General features: G+C 68.8%; 13 protein-coding genes. 2 read left to right on the top strand and 11 right to left on the bottom strand.

Annotated features, from left to right (window positions below):
* The 10 genes from H7J06_RS07380 to dxr all read right to left on the bottom strand — a co-directional run bounded on the left by H7J06_RS07380 (nucleotide 1) and on the right by dxr (nucleotide 10,683).
* On the bottom strand, nucleotides 1-564 hold the full coding sequence (locus tag H7J06_RS07380; RefSeq protein WP_264038038.1) for an alpha/beta fold hydrolase: 564 nt from the start codon (nucleotides 562-564) through the stop codon (nucleotides 1-3).
* A 65-nt stretch (nucleotides 565-629) separates the two neighbouring features.
* Nucleotides 630-1,292: a hypothetical protein gene (locus H7J06_RS07375; protein WP_264038037.1), complete on the bottom strand. Its 663-nt coding sequence runs from the start codon at nucleotides 1,290-1,292 to the stop codon at nucleotides 630-632.
* Nucleotides 1,293-1,305: 13 nt separating this feature from the next.
* Entirely contained in the window at nucleotides 1,306-2,796 is a 1,491-nt protein-coding gene (locus H7J06_RS07370) for a cobyric acid synthase (RefSeq protein ID WP_264038036.1), read from the bottom strand.
* Complete coding sequence (map, locus tag H7J06_RS07365) at nucleotides 2,793-3,653, bottom strand: type I methionyl aminopeptidase (protein WP_264038035.1); 861 nt, start codon at nucleotides 3,651-3,653, stop codon at nucleotides 2,793-2,795. The genes H7J06_RS07370 and map overlap by 4 nt, the downstream gene beginning before the upstream one ends.
* 13 nt (nucleotides 3,654-3,666) lie before the next feature.
* A complete protein-coding gene (locus H7J06_RS07360) occupies nucleotides 3,667-4,239 on the bottom strand; it encodes a DUF1707 SHOCT-like domain-containing protein (RefSeq protein WP_264038093.1) in 573 nt (190 codons plus the stop codon).
* A 52-nt stretch (nucleotides 4,240-4,291) separates the two neighbouring features.
* Entirely contained in the window at nucleotides 4,292-6,115 is a 1,824-nt protein-coding gene (locus H7J06_RS07355; protein WP_264038034.1) for a penicillin-binding transpeptidase domain-containing protein, read from the bottom strand.
* Between the two features lie 85 nt (nucleotides 6,116-6,200).
* On the bottom strand, nucleotides 6,201-7,055 hold the full coding sequence (locus H7J06_RS07350) for a GNAT family N-acetyltransferase (protein WP_264038033.1): 855 nt from the start codon (nucleotides 7,053-7,055) through the stop codon (nucleotides 6,201-6,203).
* A gap of 49 nt (nucleotides 7,056-7,104) precedes the next feature.
* A complete protein-coding gene (gene ispG, locus H7J06_RS07345; protein WP_264038032.1) occupies nucleotides 7,105-8,265 on the bottom strand; it encodes a flavodoxin-dependent (E)-4-hydroxy-3-methylbut-2-enyl-diphosphate synthase in 1,161 nt (386 codons plus the stop codon).
* A gap of 19 nt (nucleotides 8,266-8,284) precedes the next feature.
* On the bottom strand, nucleotides 8,285-9,514 hold the full coding sequence (locus H7J06_RS07340) for a M50 family metallopeptidase (protein WP_264038030.1): 1,230 nt from the start codon (nucleotides 9,512-9,514) through the stop codon (nucleotides 8,285-8,287).
* Nucleotides 9,511-10,683, bottom strand: a complete 1,173-nt coding sequence (gene dxr, locus H7J06_RS07335) for a 1-deoxy-D-xylulose-5-phosphate reductoisomerase (protein ID WP_264038029.1) — start codon at nucleotides 10,681-10,683, stop codon at nucleotides 9,511-9,513. Before dxr ends, H7J06_RS07340 begins: the two co-directional genes overlap by 4 nt.
* A 162-nt stretch (nucleotides 10,684-10,845) precedes the next feature.
* On the opposite strand from dxr, the gene H7J06_RS07330 reads away from it, so the two are divergent.
* Nucleotides 10,846-11,535: a fasciclin domain-containing protein gene (locus H7J06_RS07330; RefSeq protein ID WP_264038028.1), complete on the top strand. Its 690-nt coding sequence runs from the start codon at nucleotides 10,846-10,848 to the stop codon at nucleotides 11,533-11,535.
* 24 nt (nucleotides 11,536-11,559) lie between these two features.
* Nucleotides 11,560-12,171, top strand: coding sequence for a fasciclin domain-containing protein (locus tag H7J06_RS07325; RefSeq protein ID WP_372515255.1), 612 nt, complete (start codon nucleotides 11,560-11,562; stop codon nucleotides 12,169-12,171).
* 55 nt (nucleotides 12,172-12,226) lie between these two features.
* Here the strand turns inward: H7J06_RS07325 and sigI are convergent, their stop codons facing one another.
* Nucleotides 12,227-13,099 carry an RNA polymerase sigma factor SigI gene (gene sigI, locus H7J06_RS07320; RefSeq protein WP_264038027.1) on the bottom strand — a complete coding sequence of 291 codons (873 nt, stop codon included), beginning with the start codon at nucleotides 13,097-13,099 and terminating at the stop codon, nucleotides 12,227-12,229.
* Between the last annotated feature and the right edge of the window lie 52 nt (nucleotides 13,100-13,151).

The raw sequence follows: 13,151 nt of genomic DNA, 5'->3' as shown, positions 1-13,151 counted from the left end.
TCACCAGGTGCTGGTGCGCAGCACGATCTCGGCGGCGAGTTGCGCCGTGGACTCCTGGGCGTTGCGGCGACCGAGCAGTTCCACGATGCGGTAGTCGCCGTAGACGTAGCGCTGGCTGGCCTTCGCCACGGTGCGGGCCGCGGGCGAACTGACCAGCGCGGTGGTGTTCACCTCCACGGGTGGGCAGTGCTCGTCGCGCACCTCGCCCGCCTGGTCGGGCACGCGCGGATGGCCGCGGTCGACGACGACCAACCCGATGAAGCGGTCCAGCCGGGTGGCGGCCAACTCCCAGGCGAGCTCCCCCCCGATTCGGTCGCCCACCAGAAGCGCCCAGCGCACCCCGACGGAGTCGAGGATCCCGACGACGGACTTGGCGCTGAGCCTCGGGTCGGGTGCGATGACGACAGTCCGCAGCGACGCGGTGTGCAGGCGCTGACAGATCGCGTCGTACGCCGCGGGCCCTTGATGAGTGGCCCCCAGCAGGACGACGACGGAGCCCTTGTCGGGGCCCGATACGTCGACCGTCGCCGGAAACCCGTCGACGGTGAGCACGGTCGATGGCATTGCGCCACGCTACAGGGGCCGCTCGGCTTGGGTGCCGGTTTTCACCGGCTTGCAATCCAACGCGCTCAGCGTTGGCCCAGCCGCTGCGCCTGCTTGGCAGTGACGTCCAGAAACGTTTGCGGCAGCGAACCTTTGACCGAGATGGTGGGATCGGGCGTGGGGAACGCGATGCCGAACATTCCCCATTCGCCGATGTTCTCGAACGTGAAGTACACGCTGCTCTCGGTGCCCCGCAACTGCATGGTCTGCCGATAGGTCAGCGACTGCGGGCGCGGTGAGCTCATCTTGGTGGTGGTCATCAGGATCGGCTGCGAGTCCCTGTCGAAGTAGGTCAGGTACAGCTTGCACCGTGTCGCGGTCGCCTCGAGCCGACGCAGGTCCAAGCCGTCCGTCAGCACCGTCATCACGATCCGGGCGCCGTCGTAGGTCACGCCGTACTTCGCCGAGCTTCCGGGACCCCGTTCGGCCGACGCCGCGATGTCCCGGGTCAACCCGTCGGCGCAGCCCTCGGGTTCGGAGTCCATCGCCGGCGGTCGGTCCGCTCCGTCGGGCTGGCCGGGTTGCTCGGCCACGCGATCGAACCGGACACCGGACGGGAAGTCCTCGGCGGTCAGCAGGCTGGCGTTCAGCCGCGCGCCCGGCCACGTCGGCGTGCCCTTGACGGCACAGCTGGTCAGGACCACGACCACGCTGGCCACGAGGACGGCGAGCTTCGACGTCACTGCCATCCTTGAAGGTTACTCAGCGGCGCTCGAGGTGCGAGGTGATCACGGGCCGGGCCGGTGCACCGCGGTCGACCAGGTCCAACACCGCGTCGACGTCGAGATGTTCGGCCAGCAGGTCGGCCATCGCGTCGAGTTGGGCGTCCCGGCGACCGGTCACGTCCACGTCGTCGGCGACGACGAACCCGCGCCGGTCGGCCGCCACGGCGGCGTCGGTCAGCCACCGGCGCCGCACGTCGTCGTTGTCGAACAGCCCGTGCCAGTGGGTGCCGTACACGGCGCCGCGTCGAATGCCGACGTCGAGCCACGGCTCCTCGGACGTCCGAGCCACCTGACCGTGGTGAATCTCGTACCCGCGCAACGGCTTCGACCACAGCTTCAGGGTCTTGTCCGGCGCGAAGACCACGTCGGCGTCGAGCAGGCCCAGGCCGTCGACGCGTCCCCGGCCCGACTCGACCGGGTCGTCGACGGTCCGGCAGAGCATCTGGAACCCGCCGCAGATGCCCACCACGGCGCGCCCGGACGCCGCATGCGCGAGGACGCCGTCGGCGAGACCGCGCTCGCGGAGCCACGCCAGATCCGCCACCGTCGCCTTGCTGCCGGGCAGGACGACGACGTCGGCGTCGGCCAGGTCGGCGACGTCGGTGACCCACCGAACCACCACGCCGGGTTCGCACGCCAGCGCCTCGACGTCGGTCGAGTTGGAGATGCGCGGCAACCGGACCGCCGCCACGCGCAGTGTGTCGGCGCCCCGCGCCCGGGCGGGAATTCCCACGATCCGGTGGGCTTGCACCGACAGCGAGTCCTCCGCGTCGAGCCACAGTCCGTCGTCGTAGGGGACGACGCCGTAGGTGGGCCGCCCGGACAGCCGCTCGAGCTGGTCCAGGCCGGGTGCCAGCAGGGCGGGGTCACCGCGGAACTTGTTGACCACGAACCCGGCGATGAGCCGTTGGTCGTCGGGTTCCAGGACCGCCACGGTGCCGAAGAAGTGCGCCAACACCCCGCCCCGGTCGACGTCCCCGACCACCAGCACCGGCAGATTCGCCGCCCGGGCCAAGCCCATGTTGGCCAGATCGGTTGCGCGCAGGTTGATCTCGGCGGGCGATCCGGCTCCTTCGCAGATGACGACGTCGAATTCGGCTCGCAGAGAAGCCAGTTCGTCGTTGACCACCTTGGTGAGCATGTCCCGGTGCTGGAAGTAGTCCCCCGCGGCGACCGTGCCGGCGACTCGACCCATCACCACCAGTTGCGAGGTTCGGTCCCCGCCCGGTTTGAGCAGGACGGGGTTGAATCGCACGCTGGGCTCGAGGCCCGCCGCGCGCGCCTGCATGGCCTGGGCGCGGCCGATCTCGCCGCCCTCGACGGTCACGGCCGAGTTGTTGGACATGTTCTGCGCCTTGAACGGTGCGACGCGAATACCCTTGCGCGCCAACAGCCGACAGAGACCGGCGACGACCGTAGACTTGCCGGCGTCGGAGGTGGTGCCCGCGACCAGGAGCGCGCCGCTCACTCCGGGAGTGTCAGGATCTCGGCCCCGTCGTCGGTGACCACCAGGGTGTGCTCGAACTGCGCGGTCCACTTCTTGTCCACCGTGGCGACCGTCCAGCCGTCATCCCAGATCTCGTAGTCCAGTGAGCCGAGGTTGATCATGGGCTCGATGGTGAACGTCATGCCCGGTTCGAGGACGGTGTCGACCGCCGGTTGGTCGTAGTGCAGGACCACCAGCCCGTTGTGGAAGGTGGTGCCGATGCCGTGGCCGGTGAAGTCACGGACGACGTGGTAGCCGAACCGGTGTGCGTAGGCCTCGATGACGCGGCCGACGACCGACAGCTGCCGGCCCGGCTTGACCGCCTTGATCGCGCGCATGGTCGCCTCGTGGGTGCGCTCGACCAGCAGCCGGTGCTCCTCGGACACCTCACCGGCGAGGAAGGTGGCGTTGGTGTCGCCGTGCACGCCGTCGAGGTAGGCCGTCACGTCGATGTTGACGATGTCGCCGTCCTGGACGACCGTCGAGTCGGGGATGCCATGGCAGATGACCTCGTTCAGCGACGTGCAGCAGGACTTGGGAAAGCCCTTGTAGCCCAGCGTCGACGGGTACGCGCCGTGGTCGACCATGTACTCGTGGGCGATGCGGTCCAATTCGTCGGTGGTGACGCCGGGGACGACCGCCTTGCCCGCCTCGGCGAGCGCGTTCGCCGCGATGCGTCCCGCGACGCGCATCCGTTCGATCACCTCGGGCGTCTGAACCCACGGTTCGGAGCCCTCGGCGACGGTGGGCTTCCAGGCGTACTCGGGACGCGGGATCGACTTGGGCACCGGCAGCGTCGGGGACAGCTCACCGGGGCGGAGGGCGGTGCGAACGGGCATGCTTCCAGCGTATCTAACCCCTGCCGAACAGCGACTTTCGCGGTCCGCGGACGTCGACGGAACCGCACACGGTGCGGCCGGTCAGGATGACGTGCGGCGAACCCTCCGCGGGGGCGTCCTTGCGATGGTCGCGGGCGCTGCCGACGACGACTTCGACGTCGTCGATCGACGCGCTGGCCCCGTCGGGCAGCCGGATGTCGACCGAGCCGAACTTCATGTCGAGTTCGATCACGACGATCGGTCCGGCGAACCGCGCCCTGGTGAGGTCCAGGTCGACCGATCCCATGCGCCGCACCAGGGACAACCGGGTCGGCACGATCCACTCGCCCTGCCGCTTTAGCGAGCCGAGCACTCCCCGGAGTTCGACGCGGTCGGTGGCCGTCGTGACGATCGCACCGGGGCCCGGGAGATCCTCGACGAGCGCGGCGAGTTCGGAGTGCAGGCGGGCCTGCGAGACCGCGGACGACCGCTCCTCGAACTCGTCGATGTCTATGAGCCCGAGCGCCACCGCGTTGTGCAGGCGGCGCAACGTGCCGTTGCGATCGGCGTCGGAGATGCGAAGCACTGCAGGCATCTCGCCGCCCATGTCGGAGCTGCTGCTAGTGGTCACTGGCCGTCCCTTCCGCAGACCAGGCTACTCAGGCCAGGTAGTCGGGGGGCAGCTCGCCGAGCATGTCCTTGCACATCCGCACGGCATACTCGGAGCTGCCGCCGCCGACGATGAGGGCCGCGAACGCGAGGTCACCCCGGTAGCCGGCGAACCAGGCGTGCGAGCCACCGTCGAATTCGGCCTCCCCCGTCTTGCCGCGGACGTCGCCGCTGCCGTTGAGTTCCTTGGCCGTGCCGTTGGTCACGACCAGTTGCATCATCGGTCGCAGGCCGTCGACCATCTTCGGCGTGATGGTCGGGGTGTCACCGGAAACCTCGGTGTGCCTGCCCTCGATCAGCTGCGGCACCGGGGTCTTGCCCGCGGCGACCGTGGCCGCGGCGAGCGCCATGCCGAAGGGGCTGACGAGGACCCGGCCCTGACCGAAGCCGTCCTCCGTGCGCTCGGTGAGGTTGACCGTCGGGGGGACCGTCCCGGTGACGGTCGGGATTCCGTCGACGACGTAGTCGGTCCCGATGCCGTACTGCGCGGCGGCGGTCGTCAGACCCCGCGGCGGCATCCGGCTGGCCAGCTCGGCGAAGGTCGTGTTGCACGAGTTGGCGAAGGCACGCGACATCGGCACGGTGCCCAGGTCGAATCCGCCGTAGTTGGGAATGGTCCGCTGCCCGATGTCGATGTGGCCGGGGCATCCCAAAAGGGTGTTGGGCGTTGCCATGTCGCGATCGATCGCCGCACCCGCGGTGATGATCTTGAACGTCGACCCCGGCGGGTACAGGCCCGTGGTGGCCGTGGGCCCGTCGGCGTCGGCGGCGGAGTTCTGGGCGACGGCCAGGATCTCGCCGGTCGACGGCTTGATCGCGACGATCATGGCCTTCCTGCCCACCATGTCGACGGCGTCCTGGGCGGCGTTCTGAACCGACCGGTCGAGGCTGATGGTCACCGAAGGCGCTGGCGCACCGGGCGTTTCGTTCAGAACGTCGACGTCGGCACCATTCTGGTTGACGCTGACCACGCGCCAGCCGGCCTGACCGTCGAGATCGTCGGACACCGCTTTCTTGACCTGGCCGATGATGTCGGGGGCGAATTTGTCGTCGACGGCCAGCAGTTCGGCGTGCGGCGTGATGACGACCCCGGGGAGGCTGCCGATCGCCGGCGCCACCGCGTCGCGGTCGGACTGGCGCAGCGTGATGAGGTTCAGGGGGCTGGCCGACGAGCTTGCCGTCTCGGCGAGCCGCTGGGCGTCCATGGTCGGATCGAAGCGGCGGAGCGTGTCGGCGACGATCCTGGCCGTCGGCATCAGGTTCCCGCCGGCGGCCTTCGCGTCGAGGGAGTAGTTGTAGAGGAACCCAGGCCGAAGCACGTCGCTGCCGCCGCGTTCGTTGACCGACGCGCGCGGCGGGGCGTCCGAACGTAGTGCGAGCGTCTGGTTCTCGCCGAGGTTCGGATGCAAACCCGTTGCGCTCCAACGGACTTCCCAGCGCCCCTCGTCGCGGACCATGTTCAGTGTTCCGTCGTAGGTCCACGTGCGCTTCTTCGGCAGGTGCCACGTGTACCGGTAGGCGACGCTGCCGGTGTCCTCGGCGTACTTCGAGCCGAGGATCTGCGCGTCGAGCTTGGTCGCCTGCAGGCCGGCCCAGGCTTCGTTGAGGGCCGCCCGCGCCTGCGCGGGGTGGTCGCTGAGGTCGGCGGCCGCGCCGGTGTCACCCGTGGCGAGCGCGGTGAAGAACGCCGTCGCCACCGGTTCGGGTCCGTTGGGCCGCGGCGTGCAGCCGCTGAGACCGCCGGCCGCCGCCATGACCACCAGAACCGAGAGGAGACCGGTGACCCGTGATGCGGATGAGGTTCGTGTTGCCATTGAGGCTGATGTTAGAAGCCGTCGGGGCCCAACCCCCGGAGGCGCACCGAGATCGGATCGTGATTGACGGGGGATGTCCCCGTGATCAGTCGAGCAGCACGGTGGCGAAGGTGCCCACCTCGGTGAAGCCGATGCGGGCGTAGGTGGCCCGGGCGATCGTGTTGTACCCGTTGACGTAGAGGCTGGCGGTGCGGCCGCCACGGACGACCGCGCGAGCCAACGCCGCGGTGCCGGCCACCCCGAGCCCACGGCCACGCCAATCGGGATGCACCCAGACGCCCTGGATTTGACCGACGGCGGGCGACTGGGACCCGACCTCGGCCTTGAACACCACCTGACCGTGTTCGAAGCGGGCCCAGGCCCGGCCCGCGGTGATGAGTCCGGCCACCCGCCGTCGGTAGCCGCGACCGCCGTCGCCCATCCGGGGGTCGACGCCCACCTCCCCGATGAACATGTCGATGGCCGCCACCAGATAGGCGTCGAGCTCCTCGATGCGCACCGGGCGCACCTGCGGGTCGACCGGGCACTGCGGCGCGGTGGAGAGAGCCATCAGCGGTTGGTGATCCCGGACGTCACGCGCCGGCCCCCAGGCCCGCTCGAGGCGGTGCCACATCGGCATGACGAGCTCGGTGCGGCCGACCAGTGACGAACAACGACGGGGTGTGCTCGTGGCCTTGTCGGCGAAGGCGACGAGGTCGTCGACCTCACCCCGCAGCGGGATCAAGTTCGCACCGGCGAAGCACAGCGAATCACTGGGTCGGCGGCGCGTCCACATCTCGCCGCCGATCGACGTTGGGTCCACCCCGTGGTCGGCCACCCTGGACGCGACCATGCAGGAACCGACGGGATCCTCGTCCAGCACGCGCCGCACCATCGTGGCGTCACGCACCACCGTGACGCGTCGCTCGTCGGCGATGCGAAACAGTGGAGGAGCGGACATCTGGACCTTCTACGAGCCGACGGTGGTGACCCTGCTCACAGGGTCAGGTTCAGCTTACGGTCACAACGGGCGCGCCGCTGACGTCTGATCCACGTGCGGGATCCATCTCGGCGGCGATCTTCATCGCCTCCTCGATGAGCGTCTCGACGATCATCTGCTCGGGCACCGTCTTGATCACTTCGCCCTTGACGAAGATCTGGCCCTTGCCATTGCCGGAGGCGACGCCGAGGTCGGCCTCACGGGCCTCACCGGGGCCGTTGACCACGCAGCCCATCACCGCCACGCGCAACGGAATGTCCATGCCCTCCAGGCCCGCCGACACCTCGTTGGCCAGCGTGTACACGTCGACCTGAGCCCGCCCACACGACGGGCAGGACACGATCTCCAGCCCGCGCGGACGTAGGTTGAGCGACTCGAGGATCTGGTTGCCGACCTTGATCTCCTCCACCGGAGGCGCCGACAACGAGACCCGGATGGTGTCGCCGATGCCCTTGGCCAGCAACGCGCCGAAGGCCACGGCCGACTTGATGGTGCCCTGGAACGCCGGCCCAGCCTCGGTGACGCCGAGGTGCAGCGGATAGTCGCACCGCTCGGCGAGCTGCTCGTAGGCCGCGACCATGACGACCGGATCGTTGTGCTTGACACTGATCTTGATGTTGCCGAAGCCGTGCTCCTCGAACAGCGACGCCTCCCACAACGCCGACTCGACCAGCGCCTCCGGCGTCGCCCTGCCGTACTTCTTCATGAGCCGCGGATCGAGCGAGCCCGCGTTGACGCCGATGCGGATCGGGATGCCCGCCGCACCGGCGGCCTTGGCGACCTCCGCGACCCGCCCGTCGAACTCCTTGATGTTGCCGGGGTTCACCCGAACCGCGGCACATCCGGCGTCGATGGCGGCGAAGATGTACTTCGGCTGGAAGTGGATGTCCGCGATGACCGGGATGTTCGCCTTCTTGGCGATGATCGGCAGCGCGTCGGCGTCCTCCTGCCTGGGGCAGGCCACCCGGACGATGTCACACCCCGACGCCGTCAGCTCGGCGATCTGCTGCAGCGTCGCGTTGATGTCGTGGGTCTTGGTGGTGCACATCGACTGCACCGAGATCGGGTAGTCGCTGCCGACGCCCACGTCGCCCACCATCAGCTGGCGCGTCTTGCGACGAGGGGCCAGCGTCGGCGGGGGCGGTACCGGCAATCCCAGACCGACGGTCATGATGACTTCTTTCTCAGGGCTATTGGAACAGCCTGATCGGGTTGACCAGGTCTGCGGTCACGGTCAGCAGCATGTAGCCGCCGACGATGACGAGCACGACGTAGGTGGCGGGCATCAGCTTGAGGTAGTTCACGGGCGCGCCGGCGACCTTGCCGCGTGCCGCACGAATCATATTGCGGACCTTCTCGTAGACGGCAATCGCGATGTGGCCGCCGTCGAATGGCAGCAACGGCAGCAGGTTGATCGCGCCGAGGACGAAGTTCAGCTGAGCCAGGAAGAACCAGAACGCCACCCACAGTCCGGCGTCGACGGTGTCGCCACCGATGATGCTCGCGCCGACGACGCTGATGGGCGTCTCCGGATCGCGCTCACCACCGCCGATGGACGTCCACAGCGCCCCGATCTTGGTGGGGATCTTGGCTAGCGACTTGCCGAGCTCGACCATCAGGTCGCCGGTGAACGCGACCGTGCCCGGCACCGCCGAGAGCGGGTTGTACTGCGTGGGACCGAATTGAGCGCCGGCGATGCCGACGGCACCGACCTGCGTGGGAGCGCCGTTGCCCTCCTTGGTCCAGCGCTGGGCCTTGGTGACGTCGACCGTGGTGGTGAACTCCTCGGTCCGGCCGTTCTCGGTGCGTTGCACCACGAACGGCGTCGGCGCGTTCAGCTTGCGCACGGCGGCGACCATCTGCTCGAAGGTGTTCACGTCGGTGTCGCCGACCTTGACGACCGTGTCACCGGCCTTGATGCCCGCCATCGCCGCGGGACCGGGTCCGGTGCAGTCGCCCAGCTTGCCCTTGGTGACCTCGGACGACACGCACGAGGTCTCGCCCACGATGGCGGCCGTCGGCGGGTGCAGATTGGGCAGTCCCCACACCACCGCGATGGCGTAGAGCAGGACCAGGCCGATGGCGAAGTTCATCGCAGGACCCGCGAAGAGCACCGCGACCCGCTTCCACACCTTCTGGCGGAACATGGCGTACGGCCGGTCCTCGGGCGCCAATTCCTCCACCGACGTCATGCCCGCGATGTCGCAGAAGCCGCCCAGCGGAACCGCCTTGAGGCCGTACTCGGTGTAGCCGATCCGGTTGCGTCGCTTCGTCGACCAGACCGTGGGTCCGAAGCCGACGAAGTAGCGACGCACCTTCATTCCGGTGGCGCGCGCCACCCACATGTGGCCACATTCGTGCAGGGCCACCGAGACCAGGATGGCCAGTGCGAACAGCACAATGCCCAGTGCGAACATCATCTGGTTGCTACGACCTCCTGTGCTGCCCTGGTCACCGCGACGCCGGCCGTGGCCCTGGCCCAGTCCTGCGCGGCGAGTACGTCGTCCACGGTAGCCGGTTCCGCCGACCACTGGTCGGCAGCGCGCAGCACCTCGGCCACGATTCCGACGATGGCGGGGAATCGGATGCGCCCGGCGAGGAACGCCTCCGCCGCCTCTTCGTTGGCGGCGTTGTAGACCGCGGTCAGGCAACCACCCCGGGTGCCCGCCTCGCGCGCAAGCGCCACGGCCGGAAAGACCGCGTCGTCCAGCGGTTCGAACGACCAGGTGGAGGCCGTGGTGAAGTCACACGCCGGCGCTGCTCCGGGGACACGCGCCGGCCACCCCAGCGCCAGGGCGATCGGCAGCTTCATGTCGGGGGGACTCGCCTGGGCGATGGTCGAACCGTCGACGAAGGTGACCATCGAGTGCACGATCGACTGCGGATGGACCACGACGTCGATGCGGTCGTAGGGCACGCCGAACAGGAGGTGGGTCTCGATCAGCTCGAGGCCCTTGTTCACCAGCGACGCCGAGTTGAGCGTGTTCATCGGACCCATCGACCACGTGGGATGCGCCCCGGCCTGCTCGGGCGTGACGCCTTCCAGGTCGGCGGCCGGCCAGCCGCGGAACGGTCCACCCGACGCCGTAAGCACCAGCCGGGCGACCTCGTCGGCGGTACCGCCGCGGAGACACTGCGCCAGGGCGGAGTGCTCGGAGTCCACGGGCACGATCTGCCCGGGTGCGGCAGCCTTCAACACCAGCGGGCCGCCGGCGATCAACGACTCCTTGTTGGCCAGCGCCAGCCGGGCACCCGATTCGAGGGCGGCCAAGGTCGGGCGCAAACCCAGCGCTCCGACGAGTGCGTTGAGTACGACGTCGGCCTCGGTGTTCTCGACGAGGCGGGTGGCCGCGTCGTCGCCGACGTAGGTGACGTCCCCGAGTTGCTCGGCGGCCTGGGCGGAGGCCACCGCAACGTTGGTCACGCCGGTCTCGGCGCGCTGGCGGGCCAGCAGATCCGGAGTGCCGCCGCGGGCAGCCAGGCCGACGACCTCGAACCGATCGGGGTTGGCGGCAATCACCTCGAGGGCCTGCGTACCGATGGAACCGGTGCTGCCAAGTACGAGTACGCGCACGCGATCCGAGTTCACGGCTCCATTGTGCCGCGTCGGCCCATCCGTGACGAAGGTGCAACCCGAATGTGACGCGGGTATGACGGGCCAGTCCACCTCCCATCCGTGATCACCGTCACCGCGAAGACCCCATGAGGACGGCGGCACGAGCCGTCCCTGACACATTGGAGTGATCACGTCATGAACTCAGCACACCGCAAGGCGATTGCTGCGCTAGGCCTGACCGCCGTGGCCGTCATGGGCACCGCCGCGTGCTCGAAGGACGAAGCCAGCTCGACCGCCAGTTCCGTCTCCAGCGGCGCCAGCAGCATGTCCTCCAGCGTGATGAGCAGCTCGTCGTCGAGCGCTCCCATGACTGCCGCGGCCGACCCCGCCGCGGGTCTGGTCGGCACCGGCTGCGCCGCGTACGCCCAGCAGGTCCCCGAGGGCGCCGGCTCCGTCGCGGGCATGGCCAAGGATCCCGTCGCCACCGCGGCGTCGAACAACCCGATGCTCACCACGCTGACCTCGGCGCTCTCCGGCAAGCTCAACCCCGGCGTGAACCTCGTCGACACCCTCAACGGTGGCGAGTTCACCGTGATCGCACCGACCGACGACGCGTTCGCCAAGATCGACGCCGCGACCCTCGAGAAGCTGAAGACCGACGCGCCGTTGCTGACCAGCATCCTGACCTACCACGTGATCCCGGGTCAGCTGAGCCCCGAGCAGGTCGCCGGCAAGCACAAGACGGTCGAGGGTGGCGAGGTCACCGTGACCGGTGCGGGCGAGGGCCTGAAGTTCGACCAGGCCGGACTCGTGTGTGGTGGCGTCAAGACCGCCAACGCGACCGTCTACATGGTCGACAGCGTCCTGATGCCCCCGGCCAAGTAAACCCAACGAAGAAAGTTGAATCGCATGAAACTCACTGAGAAGACCATGAAGGCCGTCACCGGCACCTCGATCGCGGCGCTGGCCGTGGCCGGGTTGCTGGCCTCCACCGGCGTCGCCCAGGCAGCGCCGGCAGAGGGACTCGTCGGCAACAGCTGTGCCGCCTACGCGCAGGAAGTTCCCACCGGACCCGGTTCGGTGCAAGGCATGTCGATGGATCCCGTCGCGGTCGCGGCGTCGAACAACCCGATGCTGACCACGCTGACCGCGGCGCTGTCGGGCAAGCTCAACCCGCAGGTGAACCTGGTGGACACGCTGAACAGTGGTGAGTTCACGGTGTTCGCTCCGACCGACGACGCGTTCAAGAAGATCGATCCGGCGACCATCGACAAGCTCAAGGTCGACGCGCCGCTGCTGACCAGCATCCTGACCTACCACGTGGTTCCGGGCAGGCTGAGCCCCGAGCAGGTCGTCGGCACCCACAAGACCGTCGAGGGCGGCGAGGTCACCGTGACCGGCATGGGCTCGGACCTCAAGGTCAACGACGCCGGCCTGGTGTGCGGTGGCGTACAGACCGCCAACGCCACGGTCTACATGATCGACACCGTTCTGATGCCGCCGGCTCCCCCGGCGATGTAAGTAACGACGTTCCGCCGACGGGGCGGTCCGGGCTTCGGCCTGGGCCGCCCCGTCGTCACGTCTGGCGGGCCGACGGATCGGCGGTGGCCTCGATCTTCGTCACCAGCCCGTCGCGGATGGTCAGCACGATCACCGCAAACAGCCGACCACGATCGAACGCGAGCACGACGTCCTCCCCGGGCGGCCCGAACACCAATGTTGCCCGAGAACCGAGGTGACGCAACAGGTTTGCGACGACGTCGTCCGGCCCGTGGTTCACCTGAGGCACTGGCGCCGGGTGGGCCAACACGGTACCCACGCCCCACACCGAGGTGTCCAGCAGCGACGTCAGCGCGGACACGTCACCGTTGGCGCAGGCGGTGATGAAGGCCTCGGTGACCCGCCGGTGTTCGCCTGCGGCAACGTCGACCGGCCGGGCAGCGGCGGTGCTGAACTTCATGCGTGCCCGCCGGGCGAGCTGCCGGCACGTGCCCACGGGCCTGCCGACGCTCTCGGCGATGTCGTCGAATGGAACCGCGAACACGTCGTGCAAGATGAACGCCACCCGCTCGGCGGGACTGAGGCGCCGGAGCACCTCCAGCAACGCGGAGCTGACCTCGTCGTCGAGGGTGACGTGGTCCGCGGGGTCGTCGGTGTGGTCGACCGGCACCAGGCGCGCCTCCTCGGCGGGCGACATCTTGCTCACCAAACGCACACGAGCCGAACGCAATTGATCGAGACAGAGGCGTCCCGCCACCACCGTCAGCCAACCGCGGACGTCGTCGATCTCGTCGAGGCCTACGCCGGACAACCGGAGGAACGCCTCCTGCGCGACGTCTTCGGCCTCACCGACGTCGTGCAACATCTGATATGCCAGGTTCACCAGGTGGGGGCGGTGTGCGCGCCATGCGGCGGCGATCGCGCGGTCGCCGGACGACGGTGGGCTCATACGTGTAGGACGAACCGGCGACGAGAAAAGTTACAGCAGATCGTGGTAACTC

The organism is Mycolicibacterium hodleri, assembly GCF_025822245.1.
Taxonomy (GTDB): Bacteria; Actinomycetota; Actinomycetes; order Mycobacteriales; family Mycobacteriaceae; genus Mycobacterium; species Mycobacterium hodleri.
The sequence above is the reverse complement of the archived record's forward strand: the minus strand, read 5'-3'. Positions and strand labels throughout refer to the sequence as shown.